The sequence below is a fragment of the Hydrogenophaga sp. H7 genome (assembly GCF_002025745.1).
Classification (GTDB): domain Bacteria; phylum Pseudomonadota; class Gammaproteobacteria; order Burkholderiales; family Burkholderiaceae_C; genus Hydrogenophaga; species Hydrogenophaga pseudoflava.
Genome location: NZ_MCIC01000003.1, coordinates 19297 through 39817, shown reverse-complemented (window position 1 = coordinate 39817; position 20521 = coordinate 19297). Strand labels below are relative to the sequence as shown.

Here is a 20521-nt window from a genome sequence, read left to right as displayed (position 1 = left end):
GTTGCCCGTGCCGGGCAAAACGACCTGCGAGACCTGTTGACCAACCTGGAAGGAGAACCGGCATGAGCAAGATTGAAACGGTGCTATGTCACCCGGTGCGCACCGCCATCGGCACCTACGGCGGCAGCCTCAAGGATGTGCCCGCACCCGACCTGGGCGCGGCAGTGATTCGCGAAACGCTCAAGCGCTCCGGCCTGCAGGCCGACCAGGTGCAGACCCTGGTGATGGGCAATGTGATCCAGGCGGGTGTGAAGATGAACCCGGCCCGCCAGGCCGGCATGGCGGGGGGCTTGCCCGTGGAGGTGCCCGCTCTGACCGTCAACCGGGTGTGCGGTTCGGGTGCGCAGGGCGTTGTGAGCGCGGCGCTGGAGATCGCGGCGGGCATGATCGATTGCGCCATTGCCGGCGGCATGGAGAACATGGACCGCGCACCGTATCTGCTGCCACAAGGGCGCTGGGGAGCGCGCATGGGCGATGTCATCATGTTCGACAGCATGCTCTACGACGGGCTGAACGACGCCTTCAGCGGCCAGCATTCCGGCTGGCACACCGAAGACCTGGTGCTGCGCAACCACATCTCGCGCGATGACCAGGACCGCTGGGCGCTGCGATCCCAGCAGCGGTTTGCCGCCGCACAAGCCGCCGGAAAATTTGATGCCGAGATAGCCACCGTGGAGGTGCCAGGCCGCAAGGGGCCGACGCTGTTCGCCAAAGATGAACACAACCGGCCGGAAACCACGGCCGAATCCTTGGCCAAACTCAAGCCCGCATTCCGCAAGGACGGCACCATCACCGCCGGCAGCGCACCGGGCCTGAATTCGGGTGCCTCGGCCATGATGGTGGCCGAGCGCCGCTGGGCCGAGCAACACGGCCTCAAGCCGACGGCACGGCTGGCGTCCTATGGCGTGGGGGCGGTGGAACCTGGTCTGTTCGGTCTGGGGCCAGTACCTGCCGTTCGGCAGGCGCTGGCGCGGGCGGGCTGGTCGGTGGGCGACGTGGATCGGGTGGAGATCAACGAGGCCTTTGCCGCCATCACGCTGGCCTGTCTGCGCGAGCTGGGTTTTGCCGAGGATGTCGTGAACGTGGAAGGCGGCGCCATTGCCCATGGGCACCCGATCGGCGCCAGTGGCGCGGTGCTGGCGACGCGGCTGATGCATTCCATGCAGCGCGACGGACTCCAGCGCGGCATCGTCACGCTGTGCATCGGTGGCGGGCAGGGCATTGCCCTGGCCCTGGAAATGATGTGAGAGGCTCAGGAGATCGCCATGGAACCCGCCATTCACCGCTTTCACGACCTGTTTGCCCAATTGGGCTTGCCGAACGACCCTGGCGCCATCCGTCAGTTTCTGACCGAACACACGCCGCTGCACAGTGGCATCAGCCTGCCCGATGCGCCGTTCTGGTCGCCGGCGCAGGCCAGCTTCTTGCGTGAAGCCTTGCTACAGGATTCGGACTGGGCCGAACTGGCCGATCAACTGAGTGAAGCCCTCCGCGGGCAGGAAAGACCCACCTGAATGAGCGCCGGACACGACCACAGCCACGCCCCCGCCAACTTCAACAAGGCCTTTGCCATCGGCATCGGCCTGAACATCGCCTTCGTGGCGATTGAAGCGTTCTACGGCTGGAAAATCAACTCACTGGCCTTGCTGGCGGATGCCGGGCACAACCTGAGCGACGTGGCCGGGCTGGTGCTGGCCTGGGGCGGTGCGCTGGCAGGCAAGCTGCAACCCAACCCCCGGCACACCTACGGCTGGAAGAAGGGCAGCATCCTGGCGGCCTTTGCCAATGCCCTGCTGCTGCTGGTGGCTATGGGCGCGCTGGTCTGGGAGGCGGTGGGGCGCCTGATGTTGCCCGAGCCGCTGGTCGGCAATCAAGGCGTGACGATCATGGTGGTGGCGGGCGTGGGCATCCTGATCAACACCGCGACCGCCCTGCTGTTCATGCGAGGACGCGAGAACGACCTGAACATCCGCGGAGCTTTCCTGCACATGGCTGCCGATGCCTTGGTCTCGGCTGGAGTGGTGGTGGCCGGCGCACTGACTTTGTGGATGGGCTGGGTCTGGCTGGATCCAGTGGTCAGCCTGCTGATCGCGGCTGTGATCCTGTGGGGCACCTGGAGCCTGTTCCGGCAGTCCTTGCACTTGTTGTTCGATGGCGTGCCGGACAGCGTGGACCCGCAGGCGGTACACGACTACCTGGCGAGCCTGCCCGGTGTCAGCTGCGTACACGACCTGCACATCTGGGCCATGGACACCTCGCAGGTGGCCATGACGGCCCATCTGGTGATGCCCGACAGCCATCCAGACGACGCATTTCTGAAGGCGGCCACCGATGGCTTGCATGACCGTTTCGAAATCACCCATGTGACGCTGCAGGGTATGCAGGTGCGATTCACCCAACCCTGTGGATCGTGGGCCGCAGAGGTGTCCAGTGGTGGCTCGGTGCCAGCCACTGCACACGATCACAGCCACAGCCACAGCCACACGGCCGGTCACGCGCACTGACGACCTTCCAGCTTCACCTTCATGTCCCACCCATCCACCACCGCCCCCACCTGTCCCATCGCCCCGCCTGCCGACGAGGCGCGTGCCCGCGCCGAGGCGCTGGACGGCCTGCTGCACGCACAGGCCGCGGAGCTCTGGGGCGGTCTGTCGCCCATCACGCTGGCGCTGGCCGCCACCGACTGGGCGCTACACCTGGCCACCCAGCCTGCGCAGACGTCGCGCCTGGCCAGCGAGGCGCTGGGCATGGCCACCCATGCCGCCCTGGCCGCGGCCACACAGAGCCACCTGCCGCGCGACGCCAGCGAGCGGCCCGACGACCAGCGCTTCCAGGCAGATGCCTGGCAGACCTGGCCCTACGTTTGGATCGTGCACAACTACCTCGACGCCGAGCGCTGGTGGCGCGACGCCACCCAGCTGCGTGGCATGACATCACACCACCGCGACGTCGTCGCCATGTTTGCGCGCCAGTGGCTGGACATGCTGTCACCGGCCAATGCAGGCTTGGCCAACCCTGAGGTGCTGGCACGCACGCTGGAGCGTCGCGGGGATAACCTGGTGGCGGGCTGGGCGCACGCCTTGGACGACTGTCGCCGCCGCCACGGTCTGCCGCAGATGTTCGACCACGGCCAGCGCTTCAAGCCTGGCGAAGAGGTGGCGGTGAGCCCCGGCCGCGTCGTGCACCGCAACCACCTGGTGGAGCTGATCCAATACAGCCCGACGACGCCTGCCGTCCACGCAGAGCCGGTGTTCATCGTGCCGAGCTGGATCATGAAGTACTACATCCTGGACCTGTCACCGCACGACTCGATGGTGCGCTGGCTGGTGGGCCAGGGGCACACTGTGTTCATGCTCTCCTGGCGCAACCCGGACGAGAGCGACGCGCTGCTGGACATGGACGACTACCTGCAGCTTGGCGTGTTCGACGCGCTGGCGGCCATCGGGCGGCGCGTCCCCGGCGAGGCGGTGCATGCGGTGGGGTACTGTCTGGGTGGCACGCTGCTGGCGATTGCCGCGGCGGCGCTCGCACGACCGGGGAAAGTGGCCGGCGCTGAAGCGCTGCCGCCGCTGGCGTCCTTGAGCTTCCTGGCCGCAGAGACCGACTTCAGCGAGCCTGGCGAAATGGGCGTGCTGATCGACGAGAGCCAGGTCGCGTTGCTGGAGGACATGATGGCCGAGCGCGGCTACCTCACCGGCCGGCAGATGGCCGCGAGCTTCCAGTTTCTGCACTCGCGCGAACTGATCTGGTCGGCCACGCTGCGCGAACTCTGGATGGGCGAGCCGCTGCGGCCAAACGACCTGATGGCCTGGAACGCCGACACCACCCGCATGCCGGCGGCCATGCACAGCCAGTATCTGCGGCGCCTGTACCTGCACAACGAACTGGCCGAGTCGCGCTACTGCGTGGAAGGCCGACCGGTGTCGCTGGACGATGTCCACCAGCCGATGTTCGTGGTGGGCACCGAAAAGGACCACGTGGCGCCCTGGCGCTCGGTCTACAAGCTGCACCAGCTGACGGACGCCGAAATCACCTTCGTGCTGACCAGCGGCGGTCACAACGCCGGCATCGTCAGCGAGCCCGGCCATGCAGGCCGACGCTGGCGGGAGGCGGTGCGCCGCCCGGGTGATCCGTGGCTGTCGCCGGAAGAATGGGAAGCCTCGGCCGGGTCACACGAGGGCTCGTGGTGGACCGCCTGGGACAGCTGGCTCAAGGCCAAAGGCAGCGGCCGCGAGGTACCGGCGCGTCAGCTGACACCGCGCGATGGCCTTTGTGCCGCGCCGGGAACCTACGTGCATCAGCGATACTAAGATTGAGGGTGTAAGGGTGAGGGAGTCGGCCGCGTGGACATCGCCTGCAAATCACGCCGCACCTTAGATGATGGTGGAGGGCACCGGAATCATCAAAGCACCATCACTTACTGACCTGCCTCAACGCCATTGAAGCATGCGGGTTTAGCATGGACTCATCGGGCAACAGGTTTCCGTCTTTCGTGTGGCGTCTGGCAGATCTCTGATTCCAGGCTGCACAACGGTTTCTTACCGGCTTGGCAGGCGAAACGCGAGCCCACCTCAGGAGCAATGCGATGAGATTCAGGCTTTGGATGGTTGCAGGGATCGTGTACCAGTCTGGTCTCCGGTCTGCGGGCATGGATGTCCGAAGGTGGCGAACTGCAGCAAATGTCACCGAAATTCCCTTGATCCGGAACGTGCCATGACCGAGCAGGGACTGGTCGTTTCGGCCTCTGGAATGGCACGCACCCTGGACGCCAACGAAGCCGTGGCCAGCGTGGCCTACCGCGCCAGCGAGGTGATCGCGATCTACCCGATCACGCCCGCTTCGGCGATGGGGGAACTGGCCGACGCCTGGTCGGCCGATCGCCGGCTGAACCTGTCGGGGTCCGTGCCGAAGGTGGTCGAGATGCAATCCGAGGGCGGCGCAGCCGGAGCGGTGCACGGCGCGCTGCAAGCGGGCGCACTGGTCACGACCTTCACCGCGTCGCAAGGGCTGCTGCTGATGCTGCCCGACCTGTACAAGATCGCCGGGGAGCTGACGTCGTTCTGCATGCATGTGGCGGCGCGCAGTGTGGCCACCCATGCGCTGTCCATCTTCGGCGACCATTCCGACGTGATGGCCGCGCGCGGCACCGGCTTCGCGCTGCTGGCCTCGGGTTCCGCGCAGGAGGCTCAGGACATGGCGGCCGTCGGGCATGCGGTCACCCTGCAGGCCCGCATCCCGGTGCTGCATTTTTTTGACGGCTTCCGGACCTCGCACGAGATCGGCACGGTGTCGGTGATCGACGATGAGACCTTGCGCGCCCTGATGCCAGCCGACGGCATCCAGGCGCACCGGCAGCGGGCGCTGGACCCGGAGCGACCCGTCATCCGGGGCACGTCGCAGAACCCGGACACGTTCTTCCAGGGGCGCGAAGCCGTCGAACCGTTCTATGCGGCTTTCCCGGACGCACTGGAGGCGACTTTCTCGCAGTTCGCAGCGCTGACGGGCCGCCATTACCGGCTGTTTGACTACGTGGGTGATCCGGCGGCGGAGCGGGTCATCGTGTTGATGGGGTCGGGTGCCGAGTGCGCACACGAGGTGGTCGAGCATCTGGCGGCCCGGGGCGAACGCGTCGGCGTGGTCAAGGTGCGCTTGTTCCGCCCGTTCTCGGTGGAGCATTTGCTGCAGGCCTTGCCGACCACGGTGCAGGCCGTTGCGGTGCTGGACCGGACCAAGGAGCCCGGCTCGTCGGGCGAACCCTTGCTGCAAGAAGTGACCATGGGGTTGGTGCAGGCGGTGACCGATGGGCGCCGCGCCGCGTTGCCCCGGATCTGCGGGGGCCGCTATGGCCTGGCGGGCAAGGAGTTCACGCCCGCCATGGTCAAGGCGGTCTTCGATGCTCTGGCGCGTTCACGTCCGCTGACGCGTTTCACCATCGGCATCCGGGACGACGTGTCCGGCTCATCGCTGCCGTGGGACCCGGCGTTTGACCGCGAGCTGGATGCCCCCGACGTGACGCGCGCGGTGTTTTTCGGTCTCGGCTCGGACGGCACGGTGTCGGCCAACAAGGCCAGCATCAAGCTCATCGGTGAACAGGCGGGCTTGTTTGCCCAGGGCTATTTCGAGCTGGATTCGCGCAAGGCCGGATCGACCACGGTGTCCCACCTGCGCTTTGGGCCCCGGCCGATCCGCTCGACCTACCGCATCACCCAGGCCCAGTTCGTGGCCATTCATGCACCTGAGTTTCTGGAACGGCGCGATGTGCTGGACGTCGCCGCGCCGGGGGCGACCGTGCTGCTCAACACCGAGGTGCCGGCCGCGCGCGTGTGGGACACGCTCCCGAGCGAGGTCCAGCAGCAGCTGATCCAGCGCCGCTGCCGCCTGTACGCCATCGATGGCTACGCCCAGGCCGAACGCGCCGGGTTGGGCCGCCGGATCAACACGGTGATGCAACTGTGCTTCTTCGCTTTGTCGAAGGTGCTGCCCATGGAAGATGCGATGGTGCACCTGCGCCGTTCACTGGAAGAGCACTGGGGGCGGCGCGGTCCCGAGGTGGTGCGACGCAACCTGTTGGCGCTGGAAGGCACGCTGGAGGCCCTGACCGAAATCGCCGTGCCCGAAAAGGCCACGGCCACGCGCGCCCGTCCACTGGCCATTCCAGTCCAGGCGGCGGACTTCGTTCAGCGCGTGACCCGCCTGCTGCTGGAGGGCCGGGGCGACGAACTGCCCGTGAGCGCGTTTCCGCCCGATGGCACCTGGCCCAGTGGCACGAGCCGCTGGGAAAAGCGCGCGATCGCGCTGGACATCCCCATCTGGCAACCCGACCTGTGTGTGCAGTGCAACCGCTGCGTGACGATCTGTCCGCACGCGGCGATCCGCGCCAAGGTGTACGACCCCGCAGTCCTGGCCGATGCGCCAGCGGGTTTTCCATCGCTCATGGAGGCGTTCGAGCCTTCGCTGGAGGGCATGGCCTACACGGTGCAGGTTGCGCCCGAAGACTGCACGGGTTGCGGGCTGTGCATCGAGGTCTGCCCGGCCAAGGACCGGCACGACACCCGACGCAAGGCCCTGGTGTCCAAGCCGCTGGTTGAACACCGTGCCGTGCAACGCGCGGCGTTTGACCACTTCGAACAGATCCCGCTGGCCGATCTGCGGCATCTGCCGCTGGAGCCGCGCAACGTGGCCTTTCGACAGCCCTTGTTCGAGTTCTCCGGGGCCTGCGCGGGTTGTGGCGAGACGCCGTACCTGCGTTTGTTGACCCAGCTTTTTGGCGACCGGTTGCTGGTGGCCAACGCCACCGGCTGCTCTTCGATCTACGGCGGCAATCTGCCGACCACGCCCTGGACGGTCAACGCGCAAGGGCGGGGACCGGCCTGGTCGAACTCGCTGTTCGAAGACAACGCCGAGTTCGGCCTGGGCATGCGCCTGGCGTTGGATGCGGCCACCGATCGTGCCCGCACGCTGCTGGAATCGCTCGCCCCCCGGCTCCCCGTGGAACTTGTGGTCGGCCTGCTCCAGGTGCCGGATCGTGAAGGCACCGGCGAGACCTGGGCCCAGGCCCAGCGCCAGCGGGTCAGCGAACTGGAACACCTGCTGGCACAGGATGGTTCGCTTGAAGCCCACGCACTGCGTGAAGCGGCGCCAGCCTTGTTGCCGCGCAGCGTCTGGATCGTCGGTGGTGATGGCTGGGCCTACGACATCGGCTACGGCGGCCTGGACCACGTGCTTGCCTCGCACCACAAGGTCAATGTCCTGGTGCTGGACACCGAGGTGTATTCCAACACCGGGGGGCAACAATCCAAGGCCACACCGCTGGGCGCGTCGGCAAAGTTCGCCATCGCGGGCAAGGCGGTGCGCAAGAAAGACCTGGGCCTGCTCGCCATGGGCTATGGCCATGTGTATGTGGCGCAGATCGGCATGCAGTCGCACCCCGAACAGGCCGTGCGGGCCATGCTGGAGGCCGAACGCCATCCGGGCCCTTCGCTGCTGATCGCACACAGTCCCTGCATCGCCCATGGCTACGACCTGGTGCAGTCACCGCATCAGCAACGGCGAACGGTGGACAGCGGTCTGTGGCCGTTGTACCGCTTCGATCCGCAGCGCGTCGACCAGGGCGAGACGCCGCTGGTGCTGGACTCAGGTGCACCGACGCTCGACGTGGCGGACGCAATGGCCGCAGAAGGGCGCTTCCGCATGGTCGAACTTCGCGATCCGGAGCGCTACCGCCAGCTGTTGCAGGCCGCCCGCGACGCGGTGCGGCAGCGGCAGGCCTTGTACGAACAGTTGTCCCACATCCATTTGCCGCCCGAACACCATGGCTGACCTCACCACTTCCTGGATGGGCCTACGGCTCAAAAGCCCGCTGGTCCTGGCCGCTTCGACCCTGGCCCTTGATCCCCAAGCCGCGGCACAGGCGGTGGCCGCCGGAGCCGGTGCCATCGTCATGCCTTCGCTGTTCGAGGAGCAATTGAGCGAGGAGCAGATGAAGGCCCATCGGTTCCTCGACCACCACGCCGACATGAACGCCGAGGCCAGCCATTTCTTGCCGGACACGGCGGTCTTTGGTCAGGGGGCCGAACACCACCTGGCGCAGATGCGGGCACTGAAACGGGTGGTGGATGTGCCCTTGATCGCGTCACTGAACGGGACCACGCCCGGAGGCTGGACCCGCTATGCCCGGCAACTGGCCGATGCGGGCGCCGATGCCCTGGAACTCAATCTCTACGACGTCGTCACCCAGACCGCAGAGACCGGCGCCGAGGTGGAGTCGCGACAACTGGCGGTGGTGGCTGCGGTCGTGGCCGCCGTGTCCGTTCCGGTGGCCGTCAAGCTGACGCCGTTCTATGCATCGCTGCCGGCCTTTGTGAATAGGCTGGAGCAGGTGGGGGCACGCGGCGTGACCCTGTTCAACCGCTTCTACGAACCGGGCATCGATCTCGACGACCTGTCTGTGCACCGAAGCCTTGCTTCGTCCACCGCGGCCGAACTGCCGCTGCGCCTGCATGCGCTGGCCGTGCTGTCGGGCTCCACGACGCTGGATCTGGCTTGCTCCGGTGGCGTGCACACCAGCGAGGACATGGCCCGTGCGGTGCTGTGCGGAGCCCATGTGGTTCAGGTGGCCTCGGTCCTGCTGGAGCATGGCCCCGGTCATGTGGCGCCGCTGCTGACCGCTTTCAACGCATGGCTGGACGCCAAGTGCTACACCGCGAGCGCAGATGCCCGCGCGGTCCTGAGCCTGGCCCGCGTCCCCGATCCGTCGGTCTGGACCCGTTTGAACTACATCCGAACGCTGCAGACACTTCCCCACCCCACATCATGGAGACATCCCCGATGAACACCCCCGCGACAGCCGAGAAGAACAGCACCTGGCACGGCATCCCGAGAGACGAAATCCCATGGAAACCGACGGTGGATGCCGAGGCCTGTATCGGTTGCCAGCTCTGTTACGTGACCTGCGGTCGGGGTGTCTACGAGATGCACGACAACGCCGCCGTGGCGGTGGCACCCATGGAATGTGCGGTCGGTTGCTCGACTTGCGGGAATGTGTGCCCGACAGCGGCGATCACTTTTCCCACCCTGGACGGGGTGTGGAAGCTTGAACGCGAGAAGCAGATCTTCCGGACCGTGAAGAAGGAAGCGCTGAAGAAGCACGAGCGCGAAGACGCGCTCAAGGCCCGACAGCAGGCGCAAGACGCGCTCGCCCATGTGGTGACGCGCGCCAAGGTGGAGGTCGCAGGCGAGTTCGGCGACAAACAGTTCCTGGTTCGACTGGAAGAACTGATCGAGGGCCAGCCTTTTGATGTCGTGAACCTCAAGCTGGAGGTGCCCACAGTGAAAGGCGCGCGCCAGAAAGCGCCATCGTTCATGAGCTTCGAAGTGACATCGGAAGAGCAAGCCGACATCACGCCTTTCCTCGACAGGGTCAAGGCCTTGGTGCACGGGGTCGGTCTTGTGCTGGTGTCTGCCAACCCGGTGTCCTGACATGTGTGCCGACGTTGGCGGATGCCCGAGTCACCATGTGTGAACTGCTCGCCTTGTCGAGCTCGCGCCCGGCCCAGTTGACGTTTTCGCTCCAGCGTCTGGCATCGCACGGCGACATGCGCGGTGGATCACCCGATGGGTGGGGTGTCGCCTTCTGTTCGGGGCACGATGTGGCGCTTTTCCGTGAGCCCGCGCCAGCCGCCAGCAGTTCGCTGGTTCGATACCTGGAGGACCACGGTCCCCGCACCCAGCTGGCAATTTCGCACATACGTCACGCCACGCGTGGACCGGTGAACCTGGCCAACACCCAGCCTTTTGTTCGTGAGCTTGGCGGGCGCACCCATGTTTTCGCCCACAACGGCGACCTGCCCGGCATATGGGGCAGCGCGAATTTGTCGCTGGATGCTCACCATCCGGTCGGTGAGACGGATTCCGAGCAGGCGTTTTGCGCCTTGCTTGCGCGGTTGCGTGAACTGTGGAGCGGCACAGGGCTGCCGCCACTGGATGAACGTTTTTCGCTGGTCAATGCATTTGCGGCTGAGCTTCGGACGCTCGGTCCAGCCAACTTCCTGTACACCGATGGCGAGGTGTTGTTTGCCCACGGGCATCGAAGAAAAACACTGCCCGGCGGCTCTGTCGAGGCACCCGGACTTTGGCTGCTTCAGCGGTATTGCGCCGACACAGACACTGCATCAAACCCTGTAAATGCCGTTTCAATCGGAGGGGGTGGCCAGTCCGTGGTGATGCTTGCCAGCGTCCCGCTGACACCGGACGCATGGCGGTCCTTGAACCATGGCGAAATCGTGGTGGTACGCGATGGCGTTGTGGTCACGCCCGGCGCTTCAGCGACCGGCGTGTCTACTTCCCAAGACTGTCTGCGGTCAGGCTGACAGCCATTTCTGGACTTCTGCCACGGTGGGAATGCGGCCGCTGCTGACCAGCTTTTCGTTCACCACCAGACCCGGCGTGGAGAGCAGGTCATAGGCCATGATCTGCTGCATGTCGGTGACCTTGAGGAATTCGGCCTCGACTTGGCTGGCGGTGGCCGCTTCGCGGGCCACGGCTTCGAGCTTCTTGCAGTTGGCGCAGCCCGAGCCCAGGATCTTGATGGTCAACATGGTGTCTCTCCTTGGAAAGTGGGAACAGATTCAGGCGGTGACCACCTGGCGTTGACGGCGGCGCAACCAGGCCAGCGCCACGGCCAGCCCGGCCAGGCACAGACCCAGCGGCAGCGCGAGCGAGGTCCAACCCGCGCCGTCCACCCAGGCGCCAAAGATCAGGCCCGCACAGACGCTGAACACCGCCACCCAGCCCACGTAGGCCGCGGTCTTGGTGCGGCCGATCACCGCGGCCACCATCAGCATGCTCTGCAGGCTGAGTTCCGGGTCGGCCATCAAGTAGGCCAGCAAGGGGCCGGGGTGCATGCCCAGGTCCAGGAACATGCGGGCCACCGGCACTTCGACCAGTGTGGGGAAGTACATGAAGACGCCAAAACCCACCGCCACCAGGTTGGCCAGCACGGTGTTGCTACCCGCCAGCGACTCAATCCATTCGGGCCGGATCAGCTGGCGCACCATGCCGACCACGAACACGCCGATCACCAGCACCAGGAAGATCTGCTTGACGAAGCGCCAGGCCTCCCACAGCCAGCTGCGCCAGTCATCGGCCGGCAGTTGCCGGGCATAGAACCACACCGCCCCGAGCGACAGCGCCACCCCGAAGGCGCGGCCGGTGAGGGCGATTTCAAGCCCATCAGGAACCGGCGTCAGGCGCAGCGCCGCCACCAGCAAGGTGGTGGCCGCCAACCCCAGCGCAACCCAAGTCCAGTGGTTGGCGCCTTCGATGATGTCCTCCATGCCCTTCCAGGCCGTGGCCGAGATCAGCAGCAGCAAGCCGATCAGCACCGAGCCCTGAAAGCTCACTCCTTCTTCGCCTTTGGCGGCGTCAAACGGCACCCAACCGAACAGCGTGTCCTGCCAGGCCATGGCCCAGGGCAGGGGCAGGGTGAAGGTGCCCACGGTGGTGGTCAGTGGCCACAGCTTGAGCGTGCCCGCGATCAGCAGAGCCACCAGCGACAACAGCACGCCCAGTGCCGCCGGGGCGATGCTGGCCTGGGCTGCGAACAGGGTGTCGGTCTGTGCGTCGTGGCTGGCGTCGTCGCGCCAGAACACCAGTGCCATCAGGATGCCGATGCCGATGCCAAACATCAGGCAGAACACCACGCGCGCCACCGCAAACTCAGGCCCGAGGATGCTGCCGGTGTAGGCCAGCGCCATGATGTTGCCGGCCGGTGCGAAGAACAGAAAGGTCATGGCTGGACCGATGCCGGCGCCCTTGCGGTAGATGCCGGCGAACAAAGGCACGATGGTGCAGGAGCACACCGCCAGCAGCGACCCCGCTGCCGCCGCTGCGGGGTAGGAGACGTAGGCAGGCGTGCTGCGCCCCAGCCAGCGGGTGATGCTGGCCTTGGGAATCAGGGCCGCCATGGCGCCAGCGATGAAGAACGCCGGCAGCAGACAGAGCAGCACATGCGCCGCCAGGTAGGCGGCCAGACTGCCGGCCCCACCCGTCAGCAGTTTCAGCATCAGTTCCATCAACTTCCTTTCGCGAAGATCCCTGGTTCATTGTCAACCTCTGCCATCGAATGGCAACCGGACATTGGCGACGGCTTGAGGCGGATCAACAGAGCTGGTCAGGTCCGCGCCGGTCACCACAGCGCCAGCAGCCCCCAGATCGTCAACACCCCCACGCACACCAGATCCAGCGACAGGCCGGCCCGCAGCATGTCGCGCTGGCGCACCCGGCCCGAACCGAACACCAGGGCATTGGGCGGCGTGGCCACGGGCAGGGCAAAGCCGCAGGAAGCGGCCAGGGCGACCACGATCACCAATGTCTCCACCGGCAGGGCCATCTGGCTGGCGACAGCAGCAAACACCGGCACGAGCAGCGCTGCGGCGGCGGTGTTGCTGGCGAACTCGCTGAGCAGCACCATGAAGGCGGCGACCGCCAGCAACATGGTCCACGGTGCCGCACCTTGCAGCAGGCTGGCCACCTGCTGGCCCAGCACCAGCGAGGCGCCCGACGTGGCGAGCACTTCGCCCAGCGCCAGACCGCCGCCGAACAGGATCAGCACACCCCAGTCGGTGTGCTCGGCGACTTCCCGCCAGCTCGCGAGACGCAACGCCACCACGGCAACAGCGGCAGCCAGCGCAAATACCGTGTCCGGGCTCTGAATGCCCAGCTGCCTGAGGGGCTCGGCCCCAAAGGTCCAGCCCAGCGCGGTCAGCAGGAACACGCCCAGCGTCAGAATCCGTGGCCCGGTCCAGGGCACGTCGATGGCGGTGATGGCGATGCGCCGGTCAAGGTGCGGACGCAACACCAACCGGAGGGTGAACACCATCAAGGGCATGAGGACCAGCACCAAAGGCAAACCGATCCAGAGCCACTGGGCGAAGTCGATACCGGCCGCACGCGCCGCGATGGCATTCGGCGGTGAGCCGACCAGGGTGCCCATGCCGCCGATGCTGGCGGAATAGGCCACGCCCAGCAGCACAAAGGCAAATGTCCGCCGCTCCCGCTGCGGGTCGAGCGGCCCCAGGATGCCCAGGGTCAGTGGCAGCACCATGGCCGCCGTGGCCGTGTTGCTGATGCCCATAGACAACACCGCCGTCACGCCGAACAGCAGCCACACGGCACGGCCCAGATGGCCGCCTGAGAGTGACAGCAGGAAGCCGGCCATCTTGCGGTCCAGCTGCTGGGCACGCAGGGCGCTGGCCAGGGCAAAGCCACCCAGAAACAGGAACACGATGGGGTCAGCAAAGGGCGCCAGTACCTTGACTGTGGTGAGCCCCGGCAACCCCAGCGCCAGCGCACCCACCGGCACCAGCAACGCCGTGACCGGCAGAGGAACCGCTTCCGTCAGCCAGAGCGTCCCGATGAAGACCAGAAGGCACAGGCCTTTGGTGACCGACGCCTCGTAGGGCAGCCAGGCATACAAAGCCAGCGACAGGACCAGCGCGACCAGAAACGAGAGCACGGCCCGACGGGCCGAGACCACGCCCCCGTCGGACGCGATTTCTGGGCTCATCCGTGACTCGGCGTCATGCTGCGTCTGCCATGGCGCCGGAGGTCATACCGCCTTGGGCAGGTTGACCCGCCGCATCAGTTCTTCGGCGCTTTCCTTGCGCTCGCTGTAGCGGTCCACCAGGTAGGGCGAAACATCGCGGGTCAGCCAGGTGAACTTGACCAGCTCCTCCATCACATCGACCACCCGGTCGTGGTAGCTGGACGGCTTCATGCGGTCGTGGTCGTCGAACTCCTGGAAGGCCTTGGCCACGGACGACTGGTTCGGGATGGTGACCATGCGCATCCAGCGGCCGAGCACACGCATCTGGTTGACCGCGTTGAACGACTGTGAGCCACCGCAGACCTGCATCACCGCCAGGGTCTTTCCCTGGGTGGGACGCACGGCGCCGGCCGCCAGGGGAATCCAGTCGATCTGGGCTTTCATGATGCCGGTCATGGCGCCGTGGCGCTCCGGCGAACACCAGACCATGCCTTCGGACCACAGCGTCAGTTCGCGCAGCTCCTGCACCTTGGGGTGGGTGTCCGGCGCATCGTCGGGCAGCGGCAAACCGCTGGGGTTGAAGATGCGCGTTTCCGCGCCCATGGCCTGTAGCAGCCGGGCGGCTTCTTCCACCAGCAGTCGGCTGAAGGAGCGCGGACGCAGGGAGCCGTACAGCAGCAAGATGCGAGGCGGATGAGCCGAGTGCGGGCGCAGCAGCCGCGCCGGATCGGGCACCCGGAAATGTTCGGCCTGCACCTGCGGCAGGTCGGCCAGGGGTTTGGAGACGGACTTAGACACGGCGACCTTTTACATCGATGACCACTTCGCCATCTTCCTTGATGAAGGGGCCCTGCTGCGGATACGGCAGGATGTCGAGCACGACCTCGGAAGGGCGACACAGGCGCACTCCCAGCGGCGTGATCACGAAGGGACGGTTGAGCAGGATGGGGTGTTGCTGGATGAAGGCCAGCAGCTGTTCATCGGTCCATTTCGGGTTGCCCAGGTCCAGCTCGGCGAAGGGGGTGCCTTTTTCTCGCAGCACCTGGCGCACCGTGGCGCCCATGGCGGCGAGCCAGGCCTGGATCTGCTGTGTGCTGGGCGGGTTCTTGAGGTACTCGATGACGGTGGGTTCCACTCCGCTGTTGCGGATCATGGCCAGCACGTTGCGCGAGGTGCCGCAGGCGGGGTTGTGATAGATCGTGATGTCGGGCATGAAGAAAAGGTCTGATGCGGGTTCAGGCGGTCCGGGGTTTCCAGGCGTTGACGATGGCCACGAGCGAGAGCATCACGGGCACCTCCACCAGCACGCCCACCACGGTGGCCAGAGCGGCGCCCGAGTTCAGGCCGAACAGCGAGATCGCCACCGCCACCGCCAGCTCGAAGAAGTTGGAGGTGCCGATCAGGCAGGCCGGGCCGGCGATGTTGTGCGGCAGCTTGAGCCATTTGGCGCCCCACCAGGCGATGAAGAAGATGCCGTAGGACTGGAGGATCAGCGGCACGGCGATGAGTGCGATCACACCGGGTTTCTCGACGATGGTGCCGGCCTGGAAACCGAACAGCAGCACCACGGTGGCGATCAGGCCCACCACCGACCAGGGCTTGAGTCGCGCCACGAAATGGCTCAGCGCGTTGGGCGACTGTTTCACGAGTAGCTGGCGCGTGGCCATGCCCGCCAGCAGTGGCAGCACCACGTACAGCACGGTCGAGAGCAGCAGCGTCTCCCAGGGAACGGTCACGTTCGTTACGCCGAGCAGAAAGGCGGCGATGGGTGCAAACGCCACCACCATGATCAGGTCGTTCACCGACACCTGGACCAGGGTGTAGTTGGCATCGCCCTTCACCAGCTGGCTCCAGACGAAGACCATGGCGGTGCAGGGCGCCACGCCCAGCAGGATCATGCCGGCGATGTATTCGCTGGCCGACTGCGGGTCGACCCAGCCCGCAAAGACGTACTGGAAGAACAGCACGCCCAGCGCCGCCATGGTGAAAGGCTTGATCAGCCAGTTGACCACCAGCGTGAGCATCAGACCCTGAGGCTTCTTGCCCACGTCTTTCACCGCATGCCAGTCAATCTGGATCATCATCGGGTAGATCATGATCCAGATGAACACGGCGACCACCAGGTTGACCTGCGCGATCTCCATCGCGGCCACGGCCTGGAACACACCGGGCATGACGAGCCCGAGGCCCACACCGGCCAGAATGCCCAGCCCGACCCACACGGTCAGGTAACGCTCAAAAACACCCATTGATCACACCTCAGAAATGAAAAACGCCCGATCGCGGGTGCGACCGGGCCGGCGCCTTCGGATGAACCGCTCAGGCCTTTTGACGGCCGATGTCCACCAGTTCTTTTTGCAGGGCCAGGCGGTCGAGCTTTTCAAACGGCAGGTTGACCATCAGGGCGATGCGGCGGCTGAGGACCATGAAGGTGTCGGCAAAAGCCTTCTTGGCGGCTTCGTCGTCGCCTTTGACCTCGGCAGGATCGGGCACGCCCCAGTGGGCCGACATCGGCTGCCCGGGCCACACCGGGCACACCTCGCCAGCCGCCTTGTCGCAGACCGTGAGCACGAAGTTCATGTGCGGTGCGTCGGCTTGCGCAAACTCGCTCCAGTTCTTGCTGCGCAGGCTGTCCGTTTTGTAGTGGTTGCGCTGCAGCAGTTCAATGGCATGCGGATTGACTTGGCCAGCCGGGTGGCTGCCGGCGCTGAAGGCTCGGAAGCGACCGCCACCCAGGTGGTTCAGGATGGATTCGGCCATGATGCTCCGGGCCGAGTTGCCGGTGCACAGGAAGAGCACGTTGTAGACGGACATGGGGAAACCTTTCAGCAGCAGCTGGTTGCAGAGGACGGGGTGGTGGAAGAGGGCACGCAGCACGCGCCTGCGGTGACGGAAGAGGTGGATGGGCAACACCCGGTTGCTGGCGCCAATGCCTCGGTGGCAGGCGCGCAGCAGTTCGTGGCTGTAGCGCCGCTCGGTGCGCAGCAGGCCGCAGCCGAGGCTTCATCAGCCTTTTCCCGGAACACCGGGATGTTGCCCAGGGTGTGGAAGTGTTCCCACGCAATGCCCTGCGGGTCGGTGATCCAGTGCTTTTCGCTGCGGGCATAGCAGCAGGTGGTCGCACCTTCATCCAGCAGGCTCATATCGGCGACGGTGGCTCGGTCCTTCAGGGCCTGCAGTTCTTCGGCGTTGTCGGTCTGGATGCCCAGGTGATCGATGCCGGGCTGTTCGCCCCGCGTGGAGATGGCGAAGTTCACCGGCGGGTCTTCGAGCATCCACTTGGCGTAATCGGCCTCGGTGCGCACCGGATCGGCTGCGAACAGGCGGCTGTAGAAAGTGACGCTCTGGGCCAGATCGGTCACATGGAGGTGAACATGGAAACGCTTCATGGGTTGTCTCCTCAGCAGTTGTCGCAGTCGAGCTTGGTGGGTGTTTCCAGGCAGGCCTGGCCCTGGCAGCAGTGCGCCGTCAGGTAAGCCAGCAGGTCGTTCATCAACGGAATGGATGCGCGGTAGAACAGATTGCGGCCTTCGCGCTCGGAGGCTATCAACCCGGAGTGGCTCAGTTCTTTCAAATGGAAGGACAGGGCCGTGGATGCAATACCCAGTTGTTCCGCCATGTGGCCAGGGTTCAACCCCTCAGGCCCCGCCACCACCAGCAGGCGGAAAATCCTCAGGCGCGTTTCCTGGGCCAGCGCCCCCAAGGCCCTAACAACTTCTGTTTCTTCCATGGGGTCTCCTCAGGTCGTTTGGGGGCAGGGCAATGCCAACTTGGTTGGCAGCGCCAGCGTGAGCAGCCAGCAGGCCAGCAGCATCAGTGCCGAGCCGACCAGGGCATAGAGCAGGCCGCCCCACTGGTAGAGCAGGCCCGACATCAGCGTGCCGAAGAACCGCCCCAGGGCATTGGCGGCGTAGTAGAAGCCCACGTCCTCGGCCGCTTTCTCGCTGCCGGCGTAGGCCAGGATCAGGTAGGAGTGCACGGAAGAGTTGACCGCGAACGCAAAGCCGAACAGGCCCAGGCCGCCCACCACCCACCACTGCAGGTTCGGCAGCTCCAGCCACACGGCCGCCGCAATGCCCACGGGAATCAGCGCCAGCGCCAGCGACCAGCCTCGCGCCGCCGGCACCTCGCTGCTCAGGCCGTCGGGGCTGCGTTTCACGAGGTTGGGCGCCAGCGCCTGCACTAGGCCGTAGCCGATGGTCCAGGCCGCCAGGAAGCCGCCGACCATGGTGAAGTTCCAGCCCTGCGAATACAGGAACACCGGCACACCGACCACGAACCACACGTCGCGGGCACCGAACAGCGCCACGCGTGCGGCGGCCAGGCCGTTGATGCCGGCGTTCTTGGCGAACAGCTCCTTGGCCGACTTGGAGGCTTTGGCCTTGCCCATCATGGGCGGCACCGACAGCACCACGCCCGCCAGCACCAGCACCAGCAGGCCGGCCATGGCCCACAGCGAATGCTGGAAATCCAGCGACTGCAACAGCACGCCGCCGAGGAAGAAGCCGAAGCCTTTCATGGCGTTCTTGCTGCCGGTGAACCAGGCCACCCATTTGAAGAGCTGGTTGTTGCCGCCGTCTTCGGCCTTGGCCTGCGCCTGCGTGACCTTGATGGCCGATTTGCTGGCGGTCTTGGTCAGGTCCTTGGCCACGCCACAGATGCCCTGCGCCACCACCACCCAGGCCACCGACATGGCGGCCGTCCAGGCCGGGTTGAGCAGCGAGAGCAGGGTGAAGCCGGTGATCTGCGTGACCAGGCCCACGGTCAGCATGCGCTGGATGCCGTAGCGCGTGGCCAGCCAGCCGCCAATCAGGTTGGCCAGCACGCCGGCCGCTTCGTACAGCAGGAACAGAAAGGCCAGCGTGAACGGCGAATAGCCCAGCTTGTAGAAGTGCAGCAGCACCAGCATGCGCAGCGCGCCGTCGGTGAGCGTGAAACCCCAGTAGGCGGCGGTGACGATGGCGTAGTTGCGCACCGCGTGGCTGGCGGCGGCTGTTGCGGAGGCGTTCATCAGGTGCCGACGGATTCGAGATGACACGCCAGGTCCACCATGCGCGTGGCGTAGCCCATCTCGTTGTCGTACCAGGCGTAGACCTTGAGCAGCGTGCCGTCGGTCACCATGGTGGAGAGCCCATCGACGATGGAGCTGCGCGTGTCGCGGGCGTAATCGGCGCTCACCAGCGGGCGGTTTTCAAAGCCCAGGATGCCGGCCAGTGGGCCGTTGGCAGCGGCTTCGAACAACGCGTTCACCTCTTCGGCCGTGGTCGCGCGGTTGAGTTCAAACACGCAGTCGGTCAGCGAGGCGTTGAGCGCCGGCACGCGCACCGCGTGGCCGTTGAGCTTGCCCTTGAGTTCGGGGTAAATCAGTGCGATGGCGGTGGCGCTGCCGGTGGTGGTGGGCGCCAGGTTCACCATGGCGCTGCGGGCGCGGCGCAGGTCTTTGTGCGGCGCGTCCACCACCAGGTTGGTGTTGGTCGGGTTGTGCAGCGTGGTGATCTGGCCGTGGCGGATGCCGATGGCTTCGTGCACCACCTTCACCACCGGGGCCAGGCAGTTGGTGGTGCAGCTGGCGGCGGTGACGATGCGGTCACGCGCCGGGTTGTAAAGGTGTTCGTTCACGCCGACCACGATGTTCAGCACATCGCCTACCTTGACGGGCGCGGCCACGATCACGCGCTTCGCACCCCGGTCCAGATGGCCCTGCAGGGTCTCGGGCGTGAGGAATTTGCCGGTGCATTCCAGCACCACGTCCACGCCCAGGTCGCCCCAGGGGATGTCGCTGGAGGTGGCGTGGCTGCTGAAGGACAGTGTGCATTCGTTGATGTGGATGGTGTCTTCACCTTCGGCGGCAATGTCGGCGCGCCATTTACCCTGCACCGTGTCGAACGCCAGCAGGTGGGCCGTGGCGGCGGCCCCGCCCTTGATTTCGTTGAGGTGAACGACCTCCAGGCGGTTGCCGCCGCGCGGGTCGATGGCCTCGCGTTCGATCGCGCCGAAGGCGGCGCGCAGGGCCAGGCGCCCCATGCGGCCCATGCCGTTGATACCAACTTTCATGTGTGTGACTCCTAAACCTCAATATTTCACTAACCGTTGAATTATTGACTCAAAAAATGACGCAACTGTGACAGTTAAGGTCAGCGAATGCGCTTGCGGGCGCCAGGACCTGCTGGCTCATTTCCCAGTGGCCGCATCTGGATCTATGCGTCCACCACCTCCCATGCCAGCGCCGCGTTTGTCACGAAGGCCGCGCCGTGGGTCAGTCCGGACAACCAGCTTTTTCGCGCAGTTGGGGAAGTCACGCCTGCTGCTGCGGCTGTCAAACGACGAATTGACCCCCTTTTAACAGTTTGTGTAGGCAGCTGAACGACAGGTATAAAAGACCGTTGTAGCCAACTCCGATTTCCACCAAGGGTACGGCGAAGGCCAAGTCCCACTGTGGACCAGTCATTCGTTCTGAAAACCTCCACTGGCTCTTCT

19 protein-coding genes are annotated in these 20521 nt (G+C 65.6%); 8 read left to right on the top strand and 11 right to left on the bottom strand.

Annotated elements, in window-relative coordinates; translation table 11 throughout:
* Nucleotides 1–62 precede the first annotated feature (62 nt).
* From BC358_RS04680 to BC358_RS04645, 8 genes are all read left to right on the top strand, one after another.
* Nucleotides 63–1247, top strand: coding sequence for an acetyl-CoA C-acyltransferase (locus BC358_RS04680; RefSeq protein ID WP_079364912.1), 1185 nt, complete (start codon nucleotides 63–65; stop codon nucleotides 1245–1247).
* An 18-nt stretch (nucleotides 1248–1265) separates the two neighbouring features.
* A complete protein-coding gene (locus BC358_RS04675; protein WP_079364911.1) occupies nucleotides 1266–1514 on the top strand; it encodes a DUF2789 domain-containing protein in 249 nt (82 codons plus the stop codon).
* Nucleotides 1515–2504, top strand: a complete 990-nt coding sequence (locus tag BC358_RS04670) for a cation diffusion facilitator family transporter (protein WP_079364910.1) — start codon at nucleotides 1515–1517, stop codon at nucleotides 2502–2504.
* A gap of 21 nt (nucleotides 2505–2525) precedes the next feature.
* Nucleotides 2526–4310 (top strand): alpha/beta hydrolase, encoded by a 1785-nt coding sequence (locus BC358_RS04665; protein WP_079364909.1) that lies wholly within the window; start codon nucleotides 2526–2528, stop codon nucleotides 4308–4310.
* Between the two features lie 439 nt (nucleotides 4311–4749).
* A complete protein-coding gene (nifJ, locus tag BC358_RS04660) occupies nucleotides 4750–8319 on the top strand; it encodes a pyruvate:ferredoxin (flavodoxin) oxidoreductase (RefSeq protein ID WP_079364970.1) in 3570 nt (1189 codons plus the stop codon).
* Nucleotides 8312–9331: a dihydroorotate dehydrogenase-like protein gene (locus tag BC358_RS04655; protein WP_079364908.1), complete on the top strand. Its 1020-nt coding sequence runs from the start codon at nucleotides 8312–8314 to the stop codon at nucleotides 9329–9331. Before nifJ ends, BC358_RS04655 begins: the two co-directional genes overlap by 8 nt.
* A complete protein-coding gene (locus tag BC358_RS04650; RefSeq protein ID WP_079364907.1) occupies nucleotides 9328–9978 on the top strand; it encodes a hypothetical protein in 651 nt (216 codons plus the stop codon). Before BC358_RS04655 ends, BC358_RS04650 begins: the two co-directional genes overlap by 4 nt.
* 35 nt (nucleotides 9979–10013) lie before the next feature.
* Nucleotides 10014–10868: a class II glutamine amidotransferase gene (locus BC358_RS04645; RefSeq protein ID WP_079364906.1), complete on the top strand. Its 855-nt coding sequence runs from the start codon at nucleotides 10014–10016 to the stop codon at nucleotides 10866–10868.
* On the opposite strand, the gene BC358_RS04640 is transcribed toward BC358_RS04645, so the two are convergent.
* The 11 genes from BC358_RS04640 to BC358_RS04590 form a co-directional block, all read right to left on the bottom strand.
* Nucleotides 10860–11096, bottom strand: a complete 237-nt coding sequence (locus BC358_RS04640) for a thioredoxin family protein (protein WP_079364905.1) — start codon at nucleotides 11094–11096, stop codon at nucleotides 10860–10862. The genes BC358_RS04645 and BC358_RS04640 overlap by 9 nt on opposite strands.
* Nucleotides 11097–11126: 30 nt before the next feature.
* Entirely contained in the window at nucleotides 11127–12572 is a 1446-nt protein-coding gene (locus BC358_RS04635; RefSeq protein ID WP_079364904.1) for a permease, read from the bottom strand.
* Nucleotides 12573–12685: 113 nt separating this feature from the next.
* Nucleotides 12686–14065, bottom strand: coding sequence for a DASS family sodium-coupled anion symporter (locus tag BC358_RS04630; protein WP_079364903.1), 1380 nt, complete (start codon nucleotides 14063–14065; stop codon nucleotides 12686–12688).
* Between the two features lie 42 nt (nucleotides 14066–14107).
* Nucleotides 14108–14842: an arsenical resistance protein ArsH gene (gene arsH, locus BC358_RS04625; protein ID WP_079364902.1), complete on the bottom strand. Its 735-nt coding sequence runs from the start codon at nucleotides 14840–14842 to the stop codon at nucleotides 14108–14110.
* Complete coding sequence (arsC, locus tag BC358_RS04620; RefSeq protein WP_079364901.1) at nucleotides 14835–15257, bottom strand: arsenate reductase (glutaredoxin); 423 nt, start codon at nucleotides 15255–15257, stop codon at nucleotides 14835–14837. The genes arsH and arsC overlap by 8 nt, the downstream gene beginning before the upstream one ends.
* A gap of 22 nt (nucleotides 15258–15279) precedes the next feature.
* On the bottom strand, nucleotides 15280–16293 hold the full coding sequence (arsB, locus tag BC358_RS04615) for an ACR3 family arsenite efflux transporter (protein WP_079364900.1): 1014 nt from the start codon (nucleotides 16291–16293) through the stop codon (nucleotides 15280–15282).
* A 70-nt stretch (nucleotides 16294–16363) separates the two neighbouring features.
* A complete protein-coding gene (locus BC358_RS04610; RefSeq protein ID WP_079364899.1) occupies nucleotides 16364–16858 on the bottom strand; it encodes an arsenate reductase ArsC in 495 nt (164 codons plus the stop codon).
* Nucleotides 16859–16869: 11 nt separating this feature from the next.
* Nucleotides 16870–17433, bottom strand: coding sequence for an ArsI/CadI family heavy metal resistance metalloenzyme (locus BC358_RS04605; RefSeq protein ID WP_079364898.1), 564 nt, complete (start codon nucleotides 17431–17433; stop codon nucleotides 16870–16872).
* Between the two features lie 11 nt (nucleotides 17434–17444).
* Complete coding sequence (locus tag BC358_RS04600) at nucleotides 17445–17774, bottom strand: helix-turn-helix transcriptional regulator (RefSeq protein ID WP_079364897.1); 330 nt, start codon at nucleotides 17772–17774, stop codon at nucleotides 17445–17447.
* 9 nt (nucleotides 17775–17783) lie between these two features.
* Nucleotides 17784–19055 (bottom strand): organoarsenical effux MFS transporter ArsJ, encoded by a 1272-nt coding sequence (gene arsJ / locus BC358_RS04595; RefSeq protein WP_079364896.1) that lies wholly within the window; start codon nucleotides 19053–19055, stop codon nucleotides 17784–17786.
* A complete protein-coding gene (locus tag BC358_RS04590) occupies nucleotides 19055–20098 on the bottom strand; it encodes an ArsJ-associated glyceraldehyde-3-phosphate dehydrogenase (RefSeq protein ID WP_079364895.1) in 1044 nt (347 codons plus the stop codon). The genes arsJ and BC358_RS04590 overlap by 1 nt, the downstream gene beginning before the upstream one ends.
* Between the last annotated feature and the right edge of the window lie 423 nt (nucleotides 20099–20521).